Origin of the sequence: Streptomyces sp. NPDC048411 (assembly GCF_040704695.1) — a bacterium.
GTDB lineage: Bacteria > Actinomycetota > Actinomycetes > Streptomycetales > Streptomycetaceae > Streptomyces.
Genome location: NZ_JBEZKL010000063.1, coordinates 1 through 24,115 on the forward strand (window position 1 = coordinate 1; position 24,115 = coordinate 24,115).

The window sequence follows — 24,115 nt, forward strand, 5'->3', positions numbered from 1 at the left end:
CCGCCGCCCGGCCGCATGATCGCGACCGGGCGACTGCTTAACTGCCAGTGCAACACATCAGAGATCACGTGTTGCGACGACCAGTGGAATCCGCCCACAGGAGGAACGGTGCGGGGCTTCGCCGTGTCCGGGACGGACAGAAGGTCGGCCGGCCGACAGGTCAGTCAGCGGGCCGACCGGGTGTCACTTCTTACGGCCGCGCTTCTCGCGGACCCGCACCGAGATGTGGATCGGGGTGCCGTCGAAGCCGAACTCCTCGCGCAGTCGGCGCTCGACGAAGCGGCGGTAACCGTGCTCCAGGAACCCGGAGGCGAAGAGCACGAAGCGCGGCGGCTTGGTGCCGGCCTGGGTGCCGAAGAGGATGCGGGGCTGCTTTCCGCCACGGACCGGGTGCGGGTGGGAGGCGACGATCTCACCGAGGAAGGCGTTCAGCCGACCGGTGGGAACGCGAGTCTCCCAGCCTTCGAGTGCGGTCTCGATCGCCGGGACCAGCTTCTCCATGTGACGGCCGGTAACAGCCGAGACATTGACCCGAGGCGCCCACGCAACCTGCGCGAGCTCCGTCTCGATCTCGCGCTCCAGGTAGTAGCGGCGCTCCTCGTCGAGGGTGTCCCACTTGTTGTACGCGATCACCATCGCGCGCCCGGCCTCCACGGCCATGGTGATGATGCGCTGGTCCTGCACGCTGATGGACTCGCTGGCGTCGATCAGGACGACGGCGACCTCGGCCTTCTCGACGGCGGCCGCGGTACGCAGCGAGGCGTAGTAGTCCGCTCCCTCCTGGAGGTGGACGCGGCGGCGGATGCCGGCCGTGTCGATGAACTTCCAGGTGATACCACCGAGCTCGATCAGCTCGTCGACCGGGTCACGGGTGGTGCCGGCCATTTCGTTGACGACGACCCGGTCCTCGTTCGCCACCTTGTTCAGCAGCGAGGACTTGCCGACGTTCGGACGGCCGATGAGGGCGATGCGCCGCGGTCCGCCGAGGGCGGTACCGAAGCGCTGGGCCGGAGCCTCAGGCAGTGCTTCGAGGACTGCGTCGAGCAGATCGCCGGTGCCGCGGCCGTGCAGCGAGGAGACCGGGTGCGGCTCACCGAGACCGAGCGACCAGAGCGCAGTGGCGTCGGCCTCACCGCTCTGGCCGTCGACCTTGTTGGCGCACAGGACGACGGGCTTCTTGGCCCGGCGCAGCAGCTTGACGACGGCCTCGTCGGTGTCGGTCGCGCCGACGGTCGAGTCGACGACGAAGACGACCGCGTCGGAAGCCTCGATCGCGTACTCGGCCTGGGCGGCGACGGAGGCGTCAATGCCCAGCACGTCCTGCTCCCAGCCGCCGGTGTCGACGACCTTGAAACGGCGGCCGGCCCATTCGGCCTCGTAGGTGACTCGGTCCCGGGTGACTCCGGGCTTGTCCTCGACGACCGCTTCGCGGCGGCCGATGATCCGGTTCACCAGGGTCGACTTGCCGACATTGGGGCGGCCGACGACGGCGAGGACGGGCAGCGGTCCGTGACCGGCCTCGTCGATCGCGCCCTCGACGTCCTCGACGTCGAAGCCCTCCTGCGCGGCGAGCTCCATGAACTCCGCGTACTCGGCGTCGCCAAGCGCTCCGTGCTCGTGGTCCGAGCCGCCGGAGTGAATCTGGTCGTTCATGAAGTCCGTTCCTCTTTGCATCATCATCGATGGACCACGATCACGCGGCCCACTACTCAAGTCTTACTTAGCGCCCAGTGAAGCGCCTGGCCCCGGCCAGGTGCGAGGTCAGCCGCTCCTGGATCCGTACCGTCGCCTCGTCCAGTGCCTTCCGGGTGCGCCGGGACGCACCTTCTTGTGCTTCGAAGGCGTCGCCGAAGACGACATCGACCCGGCTGCGCAAAGGCGGCAGTGCCGATATCAACCGCCCGCGGCGCTCAGTGCTTCCCAGGACGGCCACGGGGACGATCGGCGCCCCGCTGCGAACCGCGAAGTACGCGAGTCCGGCCCGCAGCGAGGCGAAGTCTCCTTCACCCCTGGTGCCCTCGGGAAAGATCCCCAGCACCCCGCCGTTCTGCAGCACGCCGAGGGCGTGGGTGACGGCGGTGCGGTCGGCGCTCGTACGGTCCACCTTCAGCTGACCGATTCCGCGCAGGAACGGGTCGAGGGGGCCGACGAACGCCTCTTTCTTGATCAGGAAGTGCACGGGCCGGGGCGCGGTGCCCATCAGCATCGGCCCGTCGATGTTGTGGGAGTGGTTCACCGCGAGTATGACGGGTCCGGAGGCGGGTACCCGCCACGCACCGAGGACGCGGGGCTTCCACAGCCCGTACATCAGCCCGATGCCGATCCCGCGCCCGACCGCCGCTCCACGCAGTGTGGGCGTGCCCGTGGCAGGGGTCACTTCGCGGCCCGCTTCTCCTCGACGAGGGTGACGACGCACTCGATGACCTGCTGCAGGGTCAGCTCGGTGGTGTCCACCTCGACCGCGTCGCCCGCCTTGGCGAGCGGCGAGGTCTTCCGGCTGGAGTCCGCGGTGTCCCGCTTGATCAGCGCCTCCTTGGTGGTGGCGAGATCGGAGCCCTTGAGCTCTCCGCTGCGACGGGCCGCGCGGGCCTCCGGGGAGGCGGTCAGGAAGATCTTGAGGTCGGCGTCGGGCAGCACGGTCGTGCCGATGTCACGGCCCTCGACCACGATGCCGACCTCGGCATCCGCGGCGATGGACCGCTGCAGCTCGGTGATCCGGGTCCGCACCTCGGGGACCGCGCTGACGGCGCTGACCTTGGAGGTGACCTCCGGCGTACGGATCGGGCCCGCGGCGTCCTCGCCGTCGACCGTGATCGTCGGGGCGGCCGGGTCCGTGCCCGAGACGATGACCGGCTTGTCCGCGGCGGTCGCGACCTCCGCGGCGTTGTGCACGTCGATGCCGTTGTTCAGCATCCACCAGGTGATCGCCCGGTATTGGGCGCCGGTGTCCAGGTAGCTCAGGCCGAGCTGGGCGGCGACAGCCTTCGACGTGCTCGACTTACCCGTGCCGGACGGGCCGTCTATGGCAACGATCACTGCGGCCGGGGCCGTCCGGGCGGCGGCGCTTACGGTTTCCACGGTGGTGGACACCTTCCTGGTACTCGGGGTGGGCGGGACGGGGACGCGCGAACCCGCCCCGCTCAAGGTTACCGAGTGTCTGGGCGGGCCTTTACACCCTGTGGACAAGTGCCCTCGGACCTGGCCACCGCGGGCCCGGGGGCGTCCGGCCGTGATGCGCGGGACACCACCTACTGGCGGATCGACCAGCCCCGCTCGCGCAGCGCCGTGGCCAGTGCGGGGGCCGCGCTCGGCTCGACCATCAGCTGCACCAGACCCGCCTGCTGCCCGGTGGCGTGCTCGATGCGGACGTCCTCGACGTTGATCCCGGCCCGGCCCGCGTCCGCGAAGATCCCGGCCAGTTCGCCCGGCCGGTCGCTGATGAGCACGGCCACGATCTCGTACGACGCCGGGGCCGCCCCGTGCTTCCCGGGCACCCTGACCCGGCCCGCGTTGCCGCGCCGCAGCACGTCCTCGATGGAGTCGGTGCCCTCGCGGCGCTTGTCTTCGTCGCCGGTCTGGAGGCTGCGCAGCGCCCGTACCGTCTCGTCGAGATCGGCGGCGACCCCGGCGAGCACATCGGCGACCGGGCCGGGGTTGGCGGAGAGGATCTCCACCCACATCCGGGGGTCGGAGGCGGCGATCCGGGTGACGTCCCTGATGCCCTGGCCGCAGAGGCGTACGGCCGTCTCGTCGGCCTCCTCCAGGCGGGCGGCGACCATCGACGAGATCAGCTGCGGGGTGTGGGAGACGAGGGCGACGGCCCGGTCGTGGGCGTCGGCGTCCATGACGACGGGAACGGCGCGGCAGAGGGCGACCAGCTCCAGGGCGAGGTTGAGGACCTCGGTGTCGGTGTCGCGGGTCGGGGTGAGGACCCAGGGGCGCCCCTCGAAGAGGTCGGCGGTGGCGGCGAGGGGGCCCGAACGCTCCTTGCCGGCCATCGGGTGCGTACCGATGTACGGCGTGAGGTCGACGCCGAGGGCTTCCAGCTCACGGCGGGGGCCGCCCTTGACGCTGGCGACGTCGAGGTAGCCGCGGGCGATGTCGTCCCGCATGGCGGTGGCGAGCACCGAGGCCACATGGGCGGGCGGTACGGCGATGACCGCCAGGTCGACGCGGCCCTCGGGCGCCTCGTCCGTACCGGCGCCGAGCGCGGCCGCGGTGCGGGCGGACGCCGGGTCGTGGTCGAGGAGGTGGACGTGGACGCCGCGCCCGGCGAGGGCGAGGGCTGCGGAGGTGCCGACCAGGCCGGTTCCGATGACGACGGCGGTTCTCACTGGGCGATGTCCTTGCGGAGGGAGGCGGTGGCCCCGAGGTAGACGTGCGTGATCTCGGACTTGGCGAGGTACGTCTCGACATGGGCGAGGATGCGCACCACGCGGGGCATCGCCCCTTCGATGTCCAGCTCCTGGGCGCAGATCAGCGGTACGTCGACGATGCCGATACCGCGTGCGGCGGCGGCCGGGAAGTCGCTGTGCAGATCGGGGGTGGCCGTGAACCAGATGCTGATCAGGTCGTCCGCAACGAGGCTGTTGCGCTCCAGGATGGCGGTGAGCAGGCCGCTGACCCGCTCGTCCATGTGTCCGGCCTCGTCCCGGTCCAGCTGGACAGCTCCGCGGACCGCTCGTACCGCCACGTCTGGCTCCTCACTTCTTCGTGCTGCTGTTCTTCGTGCCGTTGTTCTTCGTGCCGCTCTATGGTTGTCGCGCCTGCTCGGCGCCAACCTGCGCGTTTCAGCCTAGAGGGGCGAGGCGGCCGGCGACCGAGGTGCTCTTTCCGTGAGACACAGCGGTCATCGGGACGCTGCGGTGGCGTGCACGGCGAGCAGCGTCCGGGGGACCCGGCCGGCCGGCTGCGCCGGCAGGACGAGGGCCACCGCAGCGGGGACCGACTGGACGAAGAGGATCACGCGGTTCACGGTGGCCGCTCCGTACACCCGGGCGGTGATCAGGCAGCCGGCGAAGAAGATCTGCGCCTGGTACCCGACGGGGTCACCCGCCCGGCCGCTCCGTTGCCACCGCCCGCGCCGCCCTTGTCATCGCCCGGCGCGGGTGCCGGCCGGCGCCGGGACCATCCTCGGAACGCTCCGCTCCCGCCGCCCAGCAGGCTGCCGAGGTCGTTTCCTTGCCATGGTTCTGCCCCTCGGAAGAGGGATGGAGTATCGACAATGTCGGCCAGAACCGGTGCTTCTGCCACTTGGGCGATTCTGCCGCCGGGTTGCTAGGCCCTCGGCGTCCGCGGGGTCACGATGCCCATGCCGGAAGCAGACAGCTCACCGGTCGTGGCCACCACACAAGGAGCAAGCCATGGACGCACGACGAAGGACGGTCCTCACGGCAGCCGCAGCGGGCGCCGCCGGGCTGGTGACCGCTTGCGGCTCGTCCGGGGACGGAGCCAGCACGACATCCGCACCGGAGACCTCACCGGGCGTCACCCCGAGCACCAAGGCAAGCGCCACGCCGCCGAAAGGTTCCCCCGCGAGCGGCACGGCAAGCGCCACGGCGTCGAAAGGCTCCACCGCGAGCGGCACGGTTCTCGCCAAGACCTCGGACATCCCCGTCGGCGGCGGCACGATCTTCACGGAACAGAAGGTCGTGGTGACCCAGCCCAAGAAGGGCGAGTTCAAGGGCTTCTCCGCCATCTGCGTCCATGCGGGGTGCACCGTCGACTCGGTCAGTGACGGCACCATCAACTGTCCCTGCCACGGCAGCAAGTACCGCATCACGGACGCGGCGGTCGTGGCCGGTCCCGCGCCGGGCCCGCTGCCCACCGAACGGATCACCGTCACCGGTGACACCATCCGGCTCGCATGACACCGGCCGTCCCGGCGGGAGCCGAAGCCCCCGCCGAGACGGTCGCGTCAGGGCAGTCTGCGGACGTCACCAGCGACGACCGCCCGGCCTCCGTGGCCGCCCATCCGCACAGCAGCTCCACCGCGGCGACCCCGAAAGTGGGGTCATCGCGCTCACTGGAGGGGTACGCGCCGGGCCTTTCGGATCATCGTCATGCGGCCGATGCTGACGCCACGGCTCCCTGCCCGCAACGCATTTACCCGCACGTACGCTCACCCGCATGACCACCCAGGACGCCGAGGCCCTCGTACGCGACCACACGATCTACTCCTGCGTGATGGGCTCACGCGCGTTCGGGCTCGCCACGGACGGCAGTGACACCGACCGGCGCGGTGTCTTTCTGGCGCCGACCCGCCTCTTCTGGCAGTTCGAGAAACCGCCGAAACACGTCGAGGGCCCTGCGGAGGAGCAGTTCTCCTGGGAACTGGAGCGCTTCTGCGAACTGGCGCTGATCGCCAACCCCAATGTCCTGGAGTGCTTGCACTCCCCCCTGGTGGAACAGGTCGCCCCCGTCGGCCGCGAACTCCTCTCCCTGCGCGACGCGTTCCTGTCCCGCCTCGCCCACCGGACCTTCGTCCGCTACGCGCTGGGCCAGCGCAGGAAGCTGGAGGCGGATGTCCGTAGTTTCGGTGCGCCGCGCTGGAAGCACGCCATGCATCTGCTGCGGCTGCTGGCGAGTGGCCGGGATCTGCTGCGTACGGGAGAACTGACGGTCGACGTCGGCGCGGCCAGGGAGGAGCTGCTCGCGGTGAAGCGCGGCGAGGTTCCCTGGCCGGAGGTCGAACGCCGGATGACCCGCCTGGCCGAGGAGAACGACGAGGCGGCAGCGGGCTCCCCGCTCCCACCGGAGCCGGACCGGGCCCGGGTGGAGGACTTCCTGATTCGCACTCGCCGAGCGTCGGCGCTGTCACCCGGCGCCGACTGAACGGGCCCGCTCGCCACCACCACCGGTCTGCTGCCCCGTGACGGCCCGTCCGGGGTCGCGCAGGGCAGTCCCGGCAGGGCGATGAAGAAGACTCCGGGTTCCCCCGCGTCGCGCTGGACGTTCACCGCCCGGGGGGCGCTCCGGAGGGGGACCGGGTCACCACAGACCGTCCCCGGCGGGGTCACCCTCGTGCGAACAGCGTCGGTCCGGGCTCCTCGGCGAGTACCGGGCCGAAGTCCGTGACCGGCAGCCCGGCCTCGTGCAGGTGCATCGTTTTCGTACGCATGGATCAAGAGTCCCAGAGCGCCCCCAGCGACAGCAGATCGCTGCGGTACTCGATCCGCTCCGACCACTCCTTGGGCCAGGCCGCGGCCCCCAGATGTGCCCCGGCCAGCGCCCCGGTCAGGCAGCCGATCGAGTCGGAGTCGCCGCGCGTGCAGGCGGCCCGGCGCAGGGCGGTGACCGGTTCGTCGGGGAACAGCAGGAAGCAGTGCAGGGCCGTGGCGAGGGCGTCCTCGGCGATCCAGCCGTCACCGGTCGTCTCGCACGGGTCGTCCTCCGGTGACGGGTCGCGCAGGGCGTCCTGCACCCTGGCCAGTGCGGTCAGGCACTCATCCCAGCCGCGCCGGATGTAGCTCTCGCCGGAGTCGTCGCCCGCGTACCGCCACAGGTCGCCGAGCCAGCGCGAGAGGTAACGGCTGCTGTTCTCGTACGCGTACGAGCGCAGCTGCCCGATCAGCCCCGCCGGCTCCGCGCCCTGCGCCAGCAGGTACACCGCGCGCGCCATCAGGTCGGAGGCGGCGAGCGCCGTGGGATGTCCGTGCGTGAGGGCAGCCTGCAACTGCGCCGCGCCGGAACGCTGTTCCTCGCTCAGCCCGGGTACGAGTCCGACGGGCGCCACCCGCATATTGGCGCCACAGCCCTTGGAGCCTGTCTGGCTGGCCTCCTGCCAGAGCCGTTCGCCGTCGAGCAGCCGGCAGGCGGTCATGCAGGTGCGGCCGGGGGCGCGGTTGTTGTCCGGTGAGTGGTACCACTCGACGAATTCTTCGCGTACCGGCCGGGTCAGCCGCAGTGCGGTGAGCAGTCCCCGGTCCATGGCGGTGCGGATGCCCCGCGCGAGGGCCAGCGTCATCTGGGTGTCGTCGGAGACGATCGCGGGACGCGGCAGCCGCATCTGCCGCCACGGCCCGCACTTGGCGAGGATCGAGGGCACGTTGTTGAATTCGGTCGGGAAGCCCAGCGCGTCACCGAGCGCGAGCCCGGTCAGCGCGCCGGTGGCAGCGCCTTTGGTGATGGTCCTGGTCACGATCATGTGCTTCTTCCTTCCGGTCGCAGCAGTGGAGGGTGCAGGGCGGTGGCGGCACCCGCCCGGTACAGGGCGGCCGGTTTGCCCCGTCCGCCGGTGCGGCGCGGTGATCCCTCCACGGCCTGGACGAAGCCGGGCGTGGTGAGGACCTTGCGCCGGAAGTTGGGTCGGTCGAGCTCGACGCCCCAGACGGTCTCGTACACCTGTTGGAGCTCGCCGAGGGTGAACTCGGCCGGGCAGAAGGCGGTGGCAAGACACGTGTACTCGAGTTTGGCGCCGATCCTGTCGTGTGCGTCGGCGAGGATGCGGTCGTGGTCGAAGGCGAGCGCGCCGAGTGCTCCGGCGTCCCACCAGCGGGCGTTGGCCGCGTCCCCACCGCCGCGCGGCTCCGGAAGATCGGGGACGAGCGCGGCGTACGCGACGGAGACGACCCGCATCCTGGGGTCGCGGTCCGGATCGCTGTAGGTGCGCAACTGTTCCAGGTGGAGGGGGGAGACGGTGGACTCGGACAGCCCGGTCTCCTCCGCGAGCTCCCGGCGGGCGGCGGACTCGGCGGACTCACGGGGCAGGACGAAGCCGCCGGGCAGCGCCCAGTGCCCCTTGTACGGGTCCTCGCCGCGTTCGACGAGCAGGACGTGCAGCCGTCCGCCGCGGACCGTGAAGACCGCGAGGTCGACGGTGACGGCGAACGGCTCGAAGGCATGCGGGTCGTAGCCCTCCGGGGCGGTGCTCATCGTCGCTCCGGGAGGGGTGCGGCGAAGTTCCAGCCTGCGGCGAGCAGTGCGTCGACAGCGGTGAGCGCGGTCTCCAGACGCTTCTCATGCGTCCCGGCCAGCTCGACGAACGTCCTTCCGGTGCGGGTGAGTTCGGCCCGGAACCGGTCGGTCATCCAGGGCCGCAGCTCCTCGCCGTCGCGTAGTCCGTCGTCCTCGAAGGCAACACCGTCGTGGTCGGTGAGCAGCCACAGGTGATGGCCGACCCGGTCGGCGGTCTCCTCGACGAGCGGATTGCGGCCGCCGACGTACCGCTCGTGCCAGACCGTGGTGGCGAAGGAGTCGGTGTCGCAGATGAGCACCGGGGACCCGGTCCGGGCGGCGGCCTCCTCCTTGGCGTTCTGCGCCTCGGCGATCAGCGGGAAGTCGTCAGTGGTGAAGGCGACGTCCTCCCACTGCGCCTGGGGCCACCGGGCACGCAGTGCGGCCAGCTTCTGTTCGCTGAACTCCCGCCCGTACTCGGCGACGTACCGGGTCTGTGCCCAGACGCCGCCGCGCCGCCGGTAATGGTCGGCGAGGGCGCAGGCCATCGTGGTGGTACCGGTGGACTCGGCGCCGAGAACGACGATCCGGCGGGTGAGCGCGGCCCGCACGGGCGGTTCGAGGAAGTCCCAGCAGCCCACCGGGTCCTTCCGGACGGCGGTGCCGGAGACCGGAAAGACCGTGCGGCCGGGGTCGACGCAGACGGATTCGGCACCGAAGCGGCGGGCCAGTTCGTCCCCGTACGACTCCGAGGTGAAGACGGCGTCGACCGGTTCCAGGACGGCCTCGGTGAAGACAGCCATGTGGGCGTCCCAGATCGCCGGGTCGTGGAGATCCATCCGGGTGTCGTCGACGGCGCCGACGACCCGTACGTCCGGATGCACCTCCCGCATCCAGGCGACGCGATCGGTGAGCGGGACGGACTCGACAGAGGCGGCGCAGACCAGGACGGTCAGCCGCTCGCAGCGGTCCTGGGCGGTGCGGACGAGGTGGTGATGGCCGGCGTGCGGCGGATAGAACTTGCCGAGCACGAGCCCGTGCGCGAACCGCTTCATCGGGCCACCTCCGCCAACTCCCGCTGCCGGACGGCGAGATCAAGCTTCCAGTTGCGCAGCCCGACCAGGCACAGCGTCAGGAACCCGACGTAGAGCAGGGAGGTCAGGTAGAGCTCCTTGTACGCGTAGAGCGGGATGTACACCACGTCGGCGGCGATCCACAGCCACCACGACTCGACCAGCTTCCGGCACTGCCCGTACGTCGCCGCCAGCGACAGCGCGGTCGTCAGCGCGTCCCAGAACGGCACGGTCGAGTCGGTGGCACGGTCGAGCAGGACGGCCAGGGCGAGGGTCCCCGCCACCCCTGCCGCGCACAGCCAGGCCCATTCGGTGCGCGTGGTACTGCGCACCGGCAGGGCGGACGAACCCGGTCCACCCCCGTGGGTCCAGGTCCACCAGCCGTACACGGCAAGGGTGATGAAGACGAACTGCAGGCCGGCGTCGGCGTACAGACCGGACTGGGTGAACAGCAGGATGAAGAAGAGGTTGTTGGCGATGCCGATCGGCCAGTTGGCGAGGTGCTGACGGGCCACGAGCCAGACGCACAGCGCTCCGCTGCCGAAGCCGAGGACCTCGGTCCAGCTGACCGGGGTGTCCAGGACCGTCACCAAGGGTTGCTGCAGGGGATCGAGGATGTCCGCGAGACTCACACCCGCCTCCTTAATAGTCACACTGACTATAAAGACGCAATGACGGCAGCAAAAGACCCGCGACCGATTCCTGTTCGAAAATCGAAGCCAGGAACCGGCCGCGGGCGGGAGAGCGGACGGAGCGACAGGGCAAAGCCTGCCGGGAGGGGTCCCTAGAGACCGACCTCCCGCATCAGCATGCCCACCTCGGTGTTGGTGAGGCGGCGGAGCCAGCCGGACTTCTGGTCGCCCAGCGGGATCGGCCCGAAGGACGTCCGTACGAGCCGCTCGACCGGGAAGCCCGCCTCGGCCAGCATGCGGCGGACGATGTGCTTGCGGCCCTCGTGGAGGGTCACCTCGACCAGGTAGTTCTTGCCGGTGTTCTCGACGACCCGGAAGTGGTCGGCGCGGGCGTACCCGTCCTCCAGCTGGATGCCGTCCTTGAGGCGCTTGCCCAGCTCACGCGGGAGGGGCCCCTGGATGGCGGCCAGGTAGGTCTTCTTCACGCCGTACTTGGGGTGGGTGAGACGGTGGGCCAGCTCGCCGTGGTTGGTGAGCAGGATGATGCCCTCGGTCTCGGTGTCCAGCCGGCCGACGTGGAAGAGACGCGTCTCACGGTTGGTGACGTAGTCGCCGAGGCACTGGCGGCCGTCCGGGTCCTCCATCGAGGAGACGACACCGGCGGGCTTGTTCAGCGCGAAGAAGAGATACGACTGGGCGGCGACGGTCAGACCGTCGACCTTGATCTCGTCCTTGTGCACATCGACGCGCATGCCCTGCTCGACGACGATCTGTCCGTTGACCTCGACACGGGACTGCTCGATCAGCTCCTCGCACGCGCGGCGCGAGCCCATGCCCGCGCGGGCAAGGACCTTCTGCAGGCGCTCACCCTCCTGCTCGGCGCCCGGGAATGTCTTGGGCGTCCTGGTGTCGGGCTTGTTCGCGTACCTGTCCCGGTTGCGCTGCTCGATCTTGGCGTCGAGCTCGCGCGGACGGGACGGGGCGCCCTGCGGTCCACGCCGCGGGCCGCCGCTCCTGCCGCCGCCCTGCGCGGTCTTCGGCCCGCCCTTGGCGCCACCGCGCGCCGCGGAGCCGCGGCCCTTGCGGGGGCCGTCGCCGCTCTTCTCGCCGGCACCGGTCGTGCCGCCCACGTCGTAGCGGCGCTCCTCGGGCCGGGGCCGGCGGGGACGCTGGTCCTGCCTGTCGTCACGCCCGGCGCCGCCACCCCGGGGGTTCCGGTTGCCGCCGCTCTTGCCGCTGCCGCTGTTCCTGCCACTGCTTCGCATCAAAATTCCGTCTTGTCGTCTGCGTGAGTATCCGGGGTGTCCGGTGCGTCCGGATCGAACGACGGCACACCCTCTAGCGTCTCAGCCTCGATCGCGTCCGCCTCGGGGAGGAAGGGCGCGAGCTCCGGGAGCTCATCCAGGCCGCGCAGGCCCATCCGCTCCAGAAAGTAGTTCGTCGTCCTGTACAGGATCGCACCTGTTTCGGGTTCCGCGCCCGCGTCCTCCACCAGGCCCCTCTGCAGGAGGGTCCGCATCACGCCGTCACAGTTCACACCGCGCACCGCGGAGACGCGTGAGCGGCTGACCGGCTGCCGGTACGCGACCACTGCCAGGGTCTCCAGAGCGGCCTGGGTGAGCCGGGACTGCTGGCCGTCCAGCACGAAGCCCTCGACGGCCTCCGCGTACTCCGGGCGCGTGTAGAAGCGCCAGCCGCCCGCGACCAGCCGGAGATCGAAACCGCGGCGCTGCACGGTGTACTCGTCGGCCAGCTCCCGCAGCGCATCGGCAACGGCCCGCCGGGGCCGCTCCAACACCTTGGCCAGGTGTTCCTCGGTGGCGGGCTCGTCGACGACCATCAGGACCGCCTCCAGGGCGGGCTTGAGTTCAAGATCCGCGACAGTGGCGCCGACGCTGTCCTGCTCGCTGCTCTCAGTCATGCCTCTGCGCCCTCCTGGACGTCCTTGTCGAACTCGTCCGTCACCCTCGGTGAGGCATCCGCTCCCCCGGACCAGCGCACCATGAGCTCGCCGAGCGCCTCCTCCTGGTCGAGGGTGACGGCCTTCTCCCGGTACAGCTCCAGCAGCGCGAGGAACCGGGCGACGACGGTGAGGGTGTCCGCGGCGTCCTCGGTGAGCTGCCGGAAACTGATCTCCCCCGCCTCCCGCAGCCTCGCCACCACGATCTCGGCCTGCTCCCGCACGCTGACCAGCGGGGCGTGGATGTGATCGACGTACACCTGCGGCTTGGGCTTGGGCTGCATCGCCTTCACGGCGAGCCTGGCGAATCCCTCGGCGCCGATGCTGATGACCACCTCGGGCAGCAGGTCGGCATGGTGCGCCTCCAGACCGACGGTCCGTGGAAAACGCCGTCCCTCCGACTCGAGCCGGGCGCTGAAGATCTCCGCGATGCGTTTGTACGCGCGGTACTGCAGGAGCCGCGCGAAGAGCAGGTCGCGCGCTTCGAGCAGCGCGAGATCCGCCTCGTCCTCGACCTCGGCGGCGGGCAGCAGGCGGGCCGCCTTGAGATCGAGCAGGGTCGCGGCGACGACGAGGAACTCGGTGGTCTGGTCGAGATCCCAGTCCGGCCCCATGGCCCGGATGTGGGCCATGAACTCATCCGTGACCTTGGAGAGAGCGACTTCGGTCACATCGAGCTTGTGCTTGGAGATGAGCTGCAGAAGAAGGTCGAACGGTCCCTCGAAGTTGGCGAGCCGAACGGTGAACCGCCCGTCGCCCGCGGGTTCAGCGGGCCCAGCGGGACCCGGCAGCTCCAGCTCCGCAGGCTCTGCGGACTCCGAGGGCTCCGCGGGCTCTGCGAGCGCCGCAGGCTCTCTGGCGGCAGCGGGGCCGTCGGCGTCCGCGGACGCGGTGCCGTGCCCGTCCGCCGCGGCCGCCCGGTCGCCGTGCGCCGACGTCACGTCGCCATATGTGACCGCAGAGGACTCCGTGGTCCCGGTGACGGGGAGAAGGGTGGCGGGCGGCATGGCCGGGGCGCCTGGCTCCCCCGGCCACCCGGTCACCGACGGCTCGTCCGCACCCGGCGCGGGCCGGCCCCCCGGACCACGCCCCAGGGGGCGCCGGGGCGTACGGGCGGGCTCGTCGTTCGTTGGCATGGAGGTCCAGGGTGCGGCGGGATACGGGCGGCGGGCGACAGCCCGTTCAGGACGGGCCGGACTGCCGGCCGGCGGTGGCCGCTACGGTACGGTCCGCCCGCTGAGCAGCGCGGCTCTCCGGGCAGGCTACCGGCGCCCCGCCGGTCAGCGGCCGCGCAGCCGCCGTACGAGGATGCTCGCGTCGCCCCGCGCCTCCAGGTCCGCGAGGACCACCGCGACCGCCTCACGGACGATCCGCCCGCGGTCGACGGCGAGCCCGTGCTCGCCGCGCAGCACGAGCCGCGCGTGCTCGAGGTCCATCAGTTCCTCGGCGGAGACATAGACGGTGATCTTCTCGTCGTGGCGTTCCCGGCCGCTGGGCCGCCGGTTCGCTCCGCGCCCGCCTCCGCGCCTGCGCTGCTGCTGGACGGCCGGAACGGCCTCCTGCTGCGCGGCGGCGGAAGGGGAGGAGGCCGAGGGGCGGCGGGCGGCCTGCGCGGCCACGGCCACCCGGTCGCTGTCGTCGCCGCGGCTGTGGGAATCCCCCGCGTCGGCGTCCGCCGGCGCGTGCTCCTCCTGGGGGTGTACGGCGCCGGCCTCGGCCGCTCCCCCGGTCGCTCCGGAGCTGTCCGCCGCAGTCTCGTTCTCACCGGCCGGAGCCGGTACCCGCGCCTCGCCGTTCGCCTTGCGCCGCCGGTCCGCGGGGGACGAGGACTGCAGCCCCATCCCCCCGGTGGTACGGAACAGTTCGTCGGCCCCGGGCAGACTCACTCGGCGTGACACCGGGCGAGCACCTCCCTGGCGAGCTGGCGATAGGCGGCGGCACCGACCGAGTTGGAGGCGTACGTGGTGATGGGCTCACCGGCGACCGTGGTCTCCGGGAAACGCACCGTGCGCCCGATCACCGTGTGGTAGACGTGCTCGTCGAAGGCCTCGACGACCCGCGCGAGCACCTCGCGGCTGTGCACCGTACGGGAGTCGTACATGGTCGCAAGGATGCCGTCGAGCTCCAGCTCCGGGTTGAGCCGCTCCTGGACCTTCTCGATGGTCTCGGTGAGCAGTGCCACGCCGCGCAGAGCGAAGAACTCGCACTCGAGCGGCACTATCACCTTGTGAGCGGCCGTCAGGGCGTTCACCGTGAGCAGGCCCAGCGAGGGCTGGCAGTCGATCACGATGTAGTCGTAGTCGGCCATCAGCGGCTTCAGGGCGCGCTGCAGCGTGGACTCCCGGGCCACCTCGCTGACCAGCTGCACTTCGGCAGCCGACAGGTCGATGTTGCTCGGGAGCAGGTCCATGTTGGGCACGGCGGTCTTCAGGAGGACCTCGTCGGCCGACATGCCCCGCTCCATGAGCAGGTTGTAGACCGTGAGGTCGAGCTCCATCGGGTTGACGCCGAGACCGACGGACAGGGCGCCCTGCGGGTCGAAGTCGACGAGCAGGACGCGGCGTCCGTACTCCGCGAGTGCGGCACCCAGGTTGATGGTCGACGTGGTCTTGCCGACGCCGCCCTTCTGGTTGCACATCGCGATGATCTTCGCGGGACCGTGGTCGGTCAGCGGACCCGGGATCGGGAAGTAGGGCAGGGGCCGGCCGGTCGGGCCGATCCGCTCGCGGCGCTGGCGGGCAGCGTCGGGCGCGAGGGTGGCCGCGTACTCCGGATCGGGCTCGTACTCGGCGTCGGGGTCGTAGAAGTGCCCCTGGGGCACCTCGTCGAAGTCGGCGAAGTGGGCGGTCTCTCGGCCACTCTCGTTGCCGGCCATGGCGTTCACGTTTAGGCCGTCCATCATCTGGGGGGCTGTCGTCATGTGCTGGTGGGTGGCGAAGGTGCGGACAGCGACGGAGCCGACAGCCTCCAGCCCGTTCGGGCTCTGGCCCCGTGCAGGCATCCCTGGTTGAACACCCCCGGGAGTAAATGTCGACTCATTCACAAGTCGTCTTACCTCCTTGGACGTGACCAGGAAACTTATCGATAGGTCAGCGTGACACCATGCCGACGATTGGCGACTCTATGGCGTGTCACCGGTTCGCAGCAACACAATCCGCCGGACCCGGCCCGTTGTGTCGGCAATCGAACACCCTCCTGTCAAGGGTGTGCAGTCATTCCGGCGCACATTTCACAACTGCATGAAACGGTCAAAGGGTTACATTCGGCGCGAGTTGCGCGAAGGCCTCACGGGGGCCGACACACGTCCGGCCGGACCTTGCTCGGCAAGGTCCGGCCGGACGTGCGGGGTTGACGGAATGCGTTGACTCGTCAGCCGAGAAGGGTGCTCAGCTCGACGTGCTCCAGGCCGTGCGCCTCCGCCACCTCGCGGTAAACGACCTGGCCCTCATGGGTGTTGAGGCCCTTTGCGAGCGCGGCGTCGCGGCGCAGCGCCTCGACCCAGCCGCGGTTCGCGAGCTCCAGGATGTACGGCAGCGTCGCGTTGGTGAGCGCGTACGTGGAGGTGTTCGGCACCGCGCCAGGCATGTTGGCGACGCAGTAGAAGACCGAGTTGTGGACCGTGAAGGTCGGGTCGGCGTGCGTCGTCGGGTGCGAGTCCTCGAAGCAACCACCCTGATCGATTGCAATGTCGACAAGTACACTTCCGGGCTTCATCTTGGCGACGAGCTCGTTGGTGACCAGCTTCGGGGCCTTCGCGCCGGGGATCAGCACGGCGCCGATGACGAGGTCGGCCTCGACGACGGCCTTCTCCAGCTCGAAGGCGTTGGAGACGACGGTCTTGACCTTGGTGCCGAAGACCTTGTCGGCCTCGCGCAGCTTGTTGATGTCCTTGTCGAGCAGCGTGACGTGGAAGCCGAGCCCGACGGCGATCTGCGTGGCGTTCCAGCCGGAGACACCGCCGCCGATGACGACCGCCTCACCGGGGGCCGTGCCCGGGACACCGCCCGGCAGCACACCACGGCCGCCGACCGAGCGCATCAGGTGGTACGCGCCGACCTGGGGAGCCAGGCGGCCCGCGACCTCGGACATCGGCGCGAGCAGCGGGAGTGCGCGGTTCGCGGTCTCGACGGTCTCGTACGCGATGGCGGTGGTGCCGGACTCCAGCAGGGCGTCCGTGCACTCGCGGGAGGCGGCGAGGTGCAGGTACGTGAAGAGCGTCTGGTCCTTGCGGAGGCGGTGGTACTCCTCGGCGACCGGCTCCTTGACCTTCAGCAGCAGGTCGGCCGTGGCCCAGACCTCGTCGGCGGTGGGCAGGATCTGCGCACCGGCGGCGGCGTACTCCTCGTCCGTGATCGAGGACCCGACGCCGGCGTTCTGCTCGACGACGACCTGGTGGCCGTTGCGGACGAGCTCATGCACACCGGCGGGCGTGATGGCCACGCGGAACTCGTTGTTCTTGACTTCGCGGGGGATGCCGACCTTCACGTCGATCACGGTCCTTGACTCAGAGGGTTACTCGGGCATGGCGGTACATACCCGGACACACTTAGTGTAAATGGATACACCACGGAGGTTCGCGGTAAGACCAGTCTAATGAAGGGCTTCCTGCTGTCTAGCCTTATAAAGCATTAATTTTCCGCCGACGCACTGCGGATTTCGTAGGTAGAGCCCTTCTCGCCCAGGAGCCTGTCCCCCATACCACGGTGCAGCCGGGCCGCAGCGGGGTCTCCGAGCCGTTCGAGGGTGTCGGCCAGCCGGAGCTCCAGCGCCGCCTGCAGGCGTACGTCCTTGGCCTGCCGCGCCCACTCCACGGCCTCCTGGCAGGTCTGCAGCGACTCCTGCGGCCGCCCCGCGTACTCCTGCACCCGCGCGGCCTCACTGAGCGCCCGCGCCTGGGCGGGCAGGTCGCCGAGCCTGCGGTACCCGGCCGCCGCGGCCCGCCAGTTCCGCAGCGCCTCGCCGTACCGCCCGGCATAGGTGTGGACGGCGCCGAGCCGCCCGTACAACCGCGCCTCGTCGGCACGCTCGCCCTGGGTGAGCCGCTGCGCGAGCGCTCGGCCGAACCAGTCGGAGGCGCGGTGGAAGTCCCCCAGCTCGGCGTAGGCGCCGCCTACGGATTCCATCGCCCTGCCGGTCGCGTACGGGTCCTTCGCCGCCCGCCCGGCGTCCAGCGCGGCCCGGTATCGGGTCAGCGCCTCTTTCGTACGCCCGGTCCTGGCATCCAGATCGGCGAGATTGAGCAGCGCGGCAGCCTGCTCACGGTGCAGCTCGCGCCGCTCGGCGACGGCCAGGACCAGTCCGTGCAGCCCGTACAGATCGGGTGCGGCGGCCTCGGTGCCCTGGTGCACGGCCAGCGCCCGCACCAGCGCGGCCACCAACCGCCGCGCCAGGGTGTCGAGTTCACCGTCCTCGACGGCGATCCGGGCGGAGGCGAGCAGAGCGGGCCGGCGGATCCGCAGCCAGGCGGCGGCCGCTTCGGGATGCGGGAAGCGCAGTGAGCGCGGCAGCCCGGCGAGCTTCTTGCCGGCCGGGGAGCCCTCCGGCTCGGTGACCGCCCGGCAGGACTGCAGCTGCCGTACGGTCCGCTCCAGCATCCGGGCCCGGGCCAGCTGGATCTCGGCCGGCCGGTCCCGGTCCGCCAGCAGGGCGCGCAGCAACGGGACGAGGCAGCCGGGCACCTCGAACTGGCACAGCTCCGCGCCATTGGTCCGCAGCAGGCCCAGCAGGACGAAGTCGTCGAGGGTCGACTGGGCGGCCGAGACCGAGCAGCCGGCCAGCGCGGAGGCGGTGTGGGCGTCGGCGAGTCCGGCCGGGGCGAGCGCGAGCAGGCGCAGTATCCGGGCGGCGGTCGGCGGCAGGGACTCGTGGACCAGCCGGAAGGCACGCACCAGCGGGCGGGCAACGGTGGACTGCTCGTCGTCGTCCGGCAGCTCGTGCAGCTGCTTGGTGACGTCGGCGACCGATGCCATCGGATGGGCGGCGAGCCAGCCGCCGACCATGACCAGGGCGGCCGGCTGCCCGCCGCACACCTCGGCGAGGGTCTCGGCGGTCCGCGGGTCGACGGTGATCCTGACCTGGCCGATGGTGCGGGCCAGCAGCTGGACGGCGGAGCTCGCGTCGAGACCGCCGAGCGTGCAGGGCCGGACGCCGGGAATGCCGGTCAGCGGGCCCTGCGCGGTGGCGACGACGAGGCAGTCCGGGTTGTCCGGAAGCAGCGGGTCGACCTGCTCGGCGTCGGCCGCCTCGTCGAGCAGCAGCAGGGCGCTCCGTTCAGCGAGGGCCTCGCGGACCATCTCGGACAGTTCGTCACCGTCCGCGCCGGGCGGGCCGGTGACGCCCAGTTGGTCGAGGAGCTCGCGTGCGGTGCGCTCGGTGGGGACGGGGGCGCCGCCGGGTTCGGTGAGCCGGACCCGGAACAGCCCGTCGGGGTAGTCGCCGGAGTCCATGAGCCCGCGGGCGAGTTCTTCGGCGAGTGCGGTGCGTCCGGAGCCGGGGCGTCCGGCGATCAGCAGGACCCGGGCACGGGCGGTCTTGCGGCCGGCCAGGGTGTCCAGCCCGGCCCGTTCGATATCGTTCCGCAGCGCCTTCAACTCGCGTTCGCGGCCGAAGAATCGGGGTGGTGCGGCGCCTGACAGCTCCTCGGTACCCGCTGCCGTCGTCGGGCCGCTGGTGTCCACCGCCTGATCCGTCACGGGCCACGCTCCACTTCGCTGCACGCGTTGCCCGCCGGGACTCCGGACAGGGCATTCCGAGCGTAGTTCAGGCGTATGCGCCCTCAGAGTGGAGCACGGCGGGGCACCCCCCGATCGGATCGACAGTTCGTCCGATCGGAAGACTTATCTGCCTCCCGACGGACCGTCACACCTCGAACGGCCGGGCCGGCCACGGCGCCTCGGCCGGCCGCAACGAATCGATCCCGTCACCGGCGAGCACCGCCGCGAGCGAGAGGACACCCACCACGAGGCAGTTGTTGTGCAGCTCCCCGGCGAGCACCCCCCGTACGAGCTCCTGCAGCTCCACCCGTGCCAGCTCCATGTCGGCCTCCTCCTCGGAGACCGCGAAGCGCTCACCGTCCGCCTCGGAGAGGTTCCGGGCGAGGAAGATCCGTACGGCTTCGTCGCAGCCGCCGGGCGTGGTGTAGACGTCGGTCAGCACCCGCCAGTCCTCGGCCTTGGCGTACGCCTCCTCGTAGAGCTCGCGCTGCGCCGCGTGCAGCGGATTCTCACCGGGGACGTCGAGCAGTCCGGCGGGGATCTCCCAGAGCTTGTGGCGCACGGGATGCCGGTACTGCCGCAGTACGAGGACCCGGCCCGCGTCGTCGAGTGCGAGCACGGCAACCGATCCGGGGTGGACCTGGTAGTCGCGGCGGACGACCGAGCCGTCGGGCATCACCACGTCATCGGTGCGGACGCTGGTCTTGTTGCCCGTGAAGGGGGTCCCGGTCGCAGTGACCTGCCACTCCTCGGGCGTGTCCTGGATAACCATCTACGTCCTCCCACAAAAAACAGAAACCGGGGTACGGACCCTCGATCGATCCGTACCCCGGTCAACGGTAACGCCTGCCTGCCGCCGGACTACTTGCCCGACGTGGCGCCCTGCTTGCTGTCTGCCCGGGCGCCCGTCCTGCGCTCGACGGCCGCCTTCACCAGGCCCGCGAAGAGCGGGTGCGGGCGGGTCGGGCGGGAACGGAGCTCCGGGTGCGCCTGGGTGGCGACCAGGTAGGGGTGGATCTCGCGCGGGTACTCGACGTACTCGACGAGCTTGTTGTCCGGCGAGGTGCCGGAGAAGACCAGACCGGCCTTCTTCTCCAGCTCGGCGCGGTAGGCGTTGTTGACCTCGTAGCGGTGGCGGTGACGCTCCTCCACGTACGGCTGGTCGCCGTACGCCTCACGGACCAGCGAGCCCTCGGCGAGCTTCGCCGGGTACAGGCCGAGCCGCATGGTGCCGCCCAGGTCACCCGCGCCCTCGACGTAGGCGAGCTGCTCCTCCATCGTCGAGATGACGGGGTGGGAGGTGGCGGCGTCGAACTCGGTGGAGTTGGCGTCGGGGATCTCGGCGAGGTTGCGCGCCGCCTCGATCACGATGCACTGCAGGCCGAGGCAGAGGCCGAGCAGCGGCACCTTGTTCTCACGGGCGTACTGAATGGCACCGATCTTGCCGTTGACACCGCGGTCGCCGAAGCCGCCGGGGACGCAGATGGCGTCGACGTCGGAGAGCTGCCTGGCGGCACCGGCCGGAGTCTTGCAGTCGTCGGAGGCGACCCACTTGACCTTGACCCGGGCCTTGTTCGCGAAGCCGCCGGCCCGGATGGCCTCGGTGACGGAGAGGTACGCGTCGGGCAGGTCGATGTACTTGCCGACGAGCGCGACGGTGACCTCGTGGTCGGGGTTGTGGACGCGGTCCAGCAGGTCGTCCCAGGTGGTCCAGTCGACATCGCGGAACGGCAGGTCGAGCTTGCGCACCACGTACGCGTCCAGACCCTCGGTGTGCAGCACCTTCGGAATGTCGTAGATCGACTTGGCGTCCACACAGGCCACCACAGCGGCCTCGTCGACGTCGCACATCAGCGAGATCTTGCGCTTGATGGCGGTCGGTACGTCACGGTCGGCGCGCAGCACGATGGCGTCCGGCTGGATACCGATGTTGCGCAGCGCCGCGACGGAGTGCTGGGTGGGCTTGGTCTTGAGCTCGCCGGACGGGCCGATGTACGGCAGCAGGGAGATGTGCACGACGAAGACGTTGTCCCGGCCGACCTCGTGACGGACCTGGCGGACGGTCTCCAGGAACGGCAGCGACTCGATGTCGCCGACCGTGCCGCCGACCTCGGTGATGACGACGTCGACGTCGTCGGTGGCCATGCGGCGGATGCGGTGCTTGATCTCGTTGGTGATGTGCGGGATGACCTGCACGGTGTCACCGAGGTACTCGCCGCGCCGCTCCTTGGCGATGACCTGCGAGTACACCTGGCCGGTCGTGACGTTGGCGGAGCCGTCGAGGTCGACGTCGAGGAAGCGCTCGTAGTGGCCGATGTCCAGGTCGGTCTCGGCGCCGTCGTTGGTGACGAACACCTCGCCGTGCTGGAACGGGTTCATCGTGCCCGGGTCGACGTTCAGATAGGGGTCGAGCTTCTGCATGGTGACCCGAAGGCCCCGCGCCTTGAGCAGGGCACCCAGGCTGGAGGCAGTCAGACCCTTGCCGAGGGATGAAGCGACACCCCCGGTGACGAAGATGTGCTTGGTCGTCGTGGATGTGGGCTGCATAGCCAAAGGGGGCTCCCGTGGTCGCGGATCTTGAGGTGCGTACCGGCGTTGCCATCCGGAGATTCGGAGGTGCCGTCGCTGCGGTTCGGGGGCCTCGTCCGCTGTTGCTGACGACCACCGGTCCACGGGCTACCAGGGTATCAGCGACTCGGGGAGCCCGCTTCCGGCCACACCCGGCACACTCGTTGCACAGAATCACCGCACCGCCTTCACGCCCCACCCGTTCGGCGCAGACGTGTTGCCGGGACCGTCGCGCGGATCATGCACGTGCGTCGTATCCTGCTCGGACACTCGCCCCGGGCGAGGCATTGGAGCCCTCGGCTCACCACAACAACCCCTTGCAACGACCTCTTGACCCGCAGTAAGCGCCCCACGGGGCGACATGGCCGTTCGACTGGAGATGCACGTGGCCGGGCGCATCGAGGATTACGCACTCATCGGAGACATGCAGACCGCTGCCCTGGTCTGCCGGGACGGCACGGCCGACTGGCTGTGCCTGCCCCGCTTCGACTCGCATGCCATCTTCGCGGGACTGCTGGGTACCGAGGAGCACGGCTTCTGGCGCCTGGGCCCCGCGTACGCGACCGGGACGGAGCCACCGGCGGCGGACCGGCGGCGCTACCGCGGGGACTCCCTCATCCTGGAGTCGGAGTGGGATACGCCGCGCGGCACGGTCCGCGTGACCGACTTCATGCCCCCGCGTGACGGCGCGCCGCAACTGATCCGGATCGTGGAAGGGATCAGCGGCCGGGTGCCGATGCGCTCCGAGCTGCGCATGCGGTTCAGCTACGGGCGGGTCATCCCGTGGGTGCACAAGGTCGACGGCCGTACGGTCGCGGTAGCCGGCCCGGACTCCGTCTGGCTGGACACGCCCGCCGACACGTATGGCGAGAACCTGACAACGTACTCCGACTTCACCGTCGCACCGGGAGACCGGATCGCCTTCACCATCAGCTGGCAGCCCTCGCACCACGAGCCGCCCGGACTGCCGGACCCCGAGGGGTCGCTGGAGGCGACGGAGGACTTCTGGCGCGAGTGGGTCGAGCAGTGCACGTACCACGGCCCCTACCGCGAGGCGGTGGTCCGCTCCCTGATCACCCTGAAGGCACTGACGTACGCGCCGACCGGCGGCATCGTCGCCGCCCCGACCACCTCCCTGCCGGAGGACATCGGCGGCTCGCGGAACTGGGACTACCGCTACACCTGGCTGCGCGACGCGGCGATCACCCTCTCCTCGCTGCTGCGCACCGGCTACCGCGAGGAGGCCCGCGCCTGGCGCGAGTGGCTGCTGCGGGCGGTCGCGGGCGACCCGGAGAACCTGCAGATCATGTACGGCATCGCGGGCGAGCGCGAGCTGGGCGAGGCCGAGCTGGACTGGCTGCCCGGTTACGAGAATTCAAGCCCGGTCCGAGTCGGCAACGGCGCGGCGGGCCAGCTGCAGCTCGATGTGTACGGCGAGGTAATCGAGGCGCTGCACCTCGCCCACATGACGGGCCTGACCCGCAACGACTACGCGACGGGGCTCCAGCTCAAGCTGATCTCGTACCTGGAGAACCACTGGGACGAACCGGACGAGGGCATCTGGGAGGTGCGCGGGCCGCGCCGTCACTTCGTCCACTCCAAGGTCATGGCCTGGGTCGCCGTCGACCGCACCATCAAGCTGATCGAGTCCGGGGACATCGAGGGACCTCTGGAACGGTGGCGGGAACTGCGCGACACCATCCACCGCGCTGTCTGCGAGAACGGCTACGACAAGGAACGCAACACCTTCACCCAGTCCTACGGGTCGAGGGAGCTCGACGCGTCGCTGCTGCTGATCCCGCAGATGGGCTTCCTGCCCCCGGACGACAAGCGGGTCATCGGCACGATCGAGGCGATCCAGCGCGAGCTGTCCACGGAGGACGGCTTCGTGCTGCGCTACCCCACCAGGGGCGAGGACGCGGGCGTCGACGGTCTCGAGGGCGACGAGGGCGCGTTCCTGGCGTGCTCGTTCTGGCTGGCCGACGACCTGGCGATGATCGGACGGGTCGACGAGGCACGCCAGCTCTTCGAACGGCTGCTCTCGCTCCGCAACGACCTGGGACTGCTCGCGGAGGAGTGGGATCCGCGGCTGCAGCGGCAGGTGGGGAACTTCCCGCAGGCGTTCAGCCATGTGCCGCTGATCGACACGGCGCTGCGGCTGACGGCGAGCGGCGCCTACGTCGGCTGACCGCCGGCCGCCGGATGCGTGGCAGTGCGGTCTTCCCGGGCCGGTGCGGTCCGGGAACCGCCCTACGATGGAACTGACCTGTCACG

Annotated in this window: 21 protein-coding genes and 1 pseudogene; 3 read left to right on the forward strand and 19 right to left on the reverse strand. The window is 70.4% G+C overall.

The features are described from left to right. Positions 1–183: 183 nt before the first annotated feature. The 6 genes and pseudogenes from der to AB0915_RS22125 all read right to left on the reverse strand — a co-directional run. Positions 184–1,653 carry a ribosome biogenesis GTPase Der gene (der, locus tag AB0915_RS22100; RefSeq protein WP_358858151.1) on the reverse strand — a complete coding sequence of 490 codons (1,470 nt, stop codon included), beginning with the start codon at positions 1,651–1,653 and terminating at the stop codon, positions 184–186. A 67-nt stretch (positions 1,654–1,720) separates the two neighbouring features. After that, positions 1,721–2,377, reverse strand: a complete 657-nt coding sequence (locus tag AB0915_RS22105; protein WP_366692708.1) for a lysophospholipid acyltransferase family protein — start codon at positions 2,375–2,377, stop codon at positions 1,721–1,723. Continuing rightward, complete coding sequence (gene cmk / locus AB0915_RS22110; RefSeq protein WP_366692709.1) at positions 2,374–3,090, reverse strand: (d)CMP kinase; 717 nt, start codon at positions 3,088–3,090, stop codon at positions 2,374–2,376. The genes AB0915_RS22105 and cmk overlap by 4 nt, the downstream gene beginning before the upstream one ends. Before the next feature lie 158 nt (positions 3,091–3,248). Continuing rightward, positions 3,249–4,334: a prephenate dehydrogenase gene (locus tag AB0915_RS22115; RefSeq protein ID WP_366692710.1), complete on the reverse strand. Its 1,086-nt coding sequence runs from the start codon at positions 4,332–4,334 to the stop codon at positions 3,249–3,251. Then, entirely contained in the window at positions 4,331–4,693 is a 363-nt protein-coding gene (aroH, locus tag AB0915_RS22120; RefSeq protein WP_358858155.1) for a chorismate mutase, read from the reverse strand. The genes AB0915_RS22115 and aroH overlap by 4 nt, the downstream gene beginning before the upstream one ends. Positions 4,694–4,849: 156 nt before the next feature. Continuing rightward, a pseudogene (locus AB0915_RS22125) lies at positions 4,850–5,056 on the reverse strand (DUF1304 family protein); the annotation flags it as partial. A gap of 307 nt (positions 5,057–5,363) precedes the next feature. On the opposite strand from AB0915_RS22125, the gene AB0915_RS22130 reads away from it, so the two are divergent. Together AB0915_RS22130 and AB0915_RS22135 are read left to right on the forward strand one after the other, a co-directional pair. After that, a complete protein-coding gene (locus AB0915_RS22130; RefSeq protein ID WP_366692711.1) occupies positions 5,364–5,870 on the forward strand; it encodes a Rieske (2Fe-2S) protein in 507 nt (168 codons plus the stop codon). Between the two features lie 259 nt (positions 5,871–6,129). Then, complete coding sequence (locus AB0915_RS22135) at positions 6,130–6,834, forward strand: nucleotidyltransferase domain-containing protein (protein WP_366692712.1); 705 nt, start codon at positions 6,130–6,132, stop codon at positions 6,832–6,834. Positions 6,835–7,123: 289 nt separating this feature from the next. On the opposite strand, the gene AB0915_RS22140 is transcribed toward AB0915_RS22135, so the two are convergent. From AB0915_RS22140 to AB0915_RS22200, 13 genes are all read right to left on the reverse strand, one after another. Continuing rightward, the gene (locus AB0915_RS22140) at positions 7,124–8,146 is read right to left on the reverse strand and encodes an ADP-ribosylglycohydrolase family protein (RefSeq protein ID WP_366692713.1); all 1,023 of its coding nucleotides are present in this window, start codon (positions 8,144–8,146) and stop codon (positions 7,124–7,126) included. Next, a complete protein-coding gene (locus tag AB0915_RS22145; protein WP_366692714.1) occupies positions 8,143–8,874 on the reverse strand; it encodes an NUDIX domain-containing protein in 732 nt (243 codons plus the stop codon). The genes AB0915_RS22140 and AB0915_RS22145 overlap by 4 nt, the downstream gene beginning before the upstream one ends. Next, positions 8,871–9,950 (reverse strand): AAA family ATPase, encoded by a 1,080-nt coding sequence (locus AB0915_RS22150; protein WP_366692715.1) that lies wholly within the window; start codon positions 9,948–9,950, stop codon positions 8,871–8,873. The genes AB0915_RS22145 and AB0915_RS22150 overlap by 4 nt, the downstream gene beginning before the upstream one ends. Further along, on the reverse strand, positions 9,947–10,600 hold the full coding sequence (gene pnuC / locus AB0915_RS22155) for a nicotinamide riboside transporter PnuC (protein WP_366692716.1): 654 nt from the start codon (positions 10,598–10,600) through the stop codon (positions 9,947–9,949). The genes AB0915_RS22150 and pnuC overlap by 4 nt, the downstream gene beginning before the upstream one ends. A gap of 152 nt (positions 10,601–10,752) precedes the next feature. Then, positions 10,753–11,865: a pseudouridine synthase gene (locus tag AB0915_RS22160; RefSeq protein ID WP_366692717.1), complete on the reverse strand. Its 1,113-nt coding sequence runs from the start codon at positions 11,863–11,865 to the stop codon at positions 10,753–10,755. Next, on the reverse strand, positions 11,865–12,521 hold the full coding sequence (gene scpB, locus AB0915_RS22165; protein WP_366692718.1) for an SMC-Scp complex subunit ScpB: 657 nt from the start codon (positions 12,519–12,521) through the stop codon (positions 11,865–11,867). Before scpB ends, AB0915_RS22160 begins: the two co-directional genes overlap by 1 nt. Further along, positions 12,518–13,696 (reverse strand): segregation/condensation protein A, encoded by a 1,179-nt coding sequence (locus tag AB0915_RS22170; RefSeq protein ID WP_366692719.1) that lies wholly within the window; start codon positions 13,694–13,696, stop codon positions 12,518–12,520. Before AB0915_RS22170 ends, scpB begins: the two co-directional genes overlap by 4 nt. Positions 13,697–13,840: 144 nt before the next feature. Continuing rightward, entirely contained in the window at positions 13,841–14,446 is a 606-nt protein-coding gene (locus AB0915_RS22175; protein WP_366692734.1) for a hypothetical protein, read from the reverse strand. Further along, positions 14,443–15,561, reverse strand: coding sequence for a ParA family protein (locus AB0915_RS22180; protein WP_358858168.1), 1,119 nt, complete (start codon positions 15,559–15,561; stop codon positions 14,443–14,445). The genes AB0915_RS22175 and AB0915_RS22180 overlap by 4 nt, the downstream gene beginning before the upstream one ends. Positions 15,562–15,929: 368 nt before the next feature. After that, positions 15,930–17,045, reverse strand: coding sequence for an alanine dehydrogenase (ald, locus tag AB0915_RS22185; RefSeq protein WP_366692735.1), 1,116 nt, complete (start codon positions 17,043–17,045; stop codon positions 15,930–15,932). A gap of 143 nt (positions 17,046–17,188) precedes the next feature. Then, positions 17,189–19,252: a tetratricopeptide repeat protein gene (locus AB0915_RS22190; RefSeq protein WP_366692720.1), complete on the reverse strand. Its 2,064-nt coding sequence runs from the start codon at positions 19,250–19,252 to the stop codon at positions 17,189–17,191. Positions 19,253–19,418: 166 nt separating this feature from the next. Then, complete coding sequence (locus AB0915_RS22195; protein ID WP_366132890.1) at positions 19,419–20,045, reverse strand: NUDIX hydrolase; 627 nt, start codon at positions 20,043–20,045, stop codon at positions 19,419–19,421. An 89-nt stretch (positions 20,046–20,134) separates the two neighbouring features. Next, positions 20,135–21,820 (reverse strand): CTP synthase, encoded by a 1,686-nt coding sequence (locus tag AB0915_RS22200; RefSeq protein ID WP_366692721.1) that lies wholly within the window; start codon positions 21,818–21,820, stop codon positions 20,135–20,137. 406 nt (positions 21,821–22,226) lie between these two features. Between AB0915_RS22200 and AB0915_RS22205 the strand changes: the two genes are divergently transcribed. After that, entirely contained in the window at positions 22,227–24,029 is a 1,803-nt protein-coding gene (locus AB0915_RS22205; RefSeq protein ID WP_366692736.1) for a glycoside hydrolase family 15 protein, read from the forward strand. The last annotated feature ends 86 nt before the right edge of the window (positions 24,030–24,115 follow it).

Excerpts from the sequence above, each read along its gene's own strand:
- der (WP_358858151.1), bottom strand. The coding sequence starts at position 1,653 with ATGAACGACCAGATTCACTCCGGCGGCTCGGACCACGAGCACGGAGCG.
- AB0915_RS22130 (WP_366692711.1), top strand. The coding sequence starts at position 5,364 with ATGGACGCACGACGAAGGACGGTCCTCACGGCAGCCGCAGCGGGCGCC.
- AB0915_RS22135 (WP_366692712.1), top strand. The coding sequence starts at position 6,130 with ATGACCACCCAGGACGCCGAGGCCCTCGTACGCGACCACACGATCTAC.
- AB0915_RS22140 (WP_366692713.1), bottom strand. The coding sequence starts at position 8,146 with ATGATCGTGACCAGGACCATCACCAAAGGCGCTGCCACCGGCGCGCTG.
- AB0915_RS22145 (WP_366692714.1), bottom strand. The coding sequence starts at position 8,874 with ATGAGCACCGCCCCGGAGGGCTACGACCCGCATGCCTTCGAGCCGTTC.
- AB0915_RS22150 (WP_366692715.1), bottom strand. The coding sequence starts at position 9,950 with ATGAAGCGGTTCGCGCACGGGCTCGTGCTCGGCAAGTTCTATCCGCCG.
- AB0915_RS22160 (WP_366692717.1), bottom strand. The coding sequence starts at position 11,865 with ATGCGAAGCAGTGGCAGGAACAGCGGCAGCGGCAAGAGCGGCGGCAAC.
- scpB (WP_366692718.1), bottom strand. The coding sequence starts at position 12,521 with ATGACTGAGAGCAGCGAGCAGGACAGCGTCGGCGCCACTGTCGCGGAT.
- AB0915_RS22170 (WP_366692719.1), bottom strand. The coding sequence starts at position 13,696 with ATGCCAACGAACGACGAGCCCGCCCGTACGCCCCGGCGCCCCCTGGGG.
- AB0915_RS22180 (WP_358858168.1), bottom strand. The coding sequence starts at position 15,561 with ATGCCTGCACGGGGCCAGAGCCCGAACGGGCTGGAGGCTGTCGGCTCC.
- AB0915_RS22195 (WP_366132890.1), bottom strand. The coding sequence starts at position 20,045 with ATGGTTATCCAGGACACGCCCGAGGAGTGGCAGGTCACTGCGACCGGG.
- AB0915_RS22200 (WP_366692721.1), bottom strand. The coding sequence starts at position 21,820 with ATGCAGCCCACATCCACGACGACCAAGCACATCTTCGTCACCGGGGGT.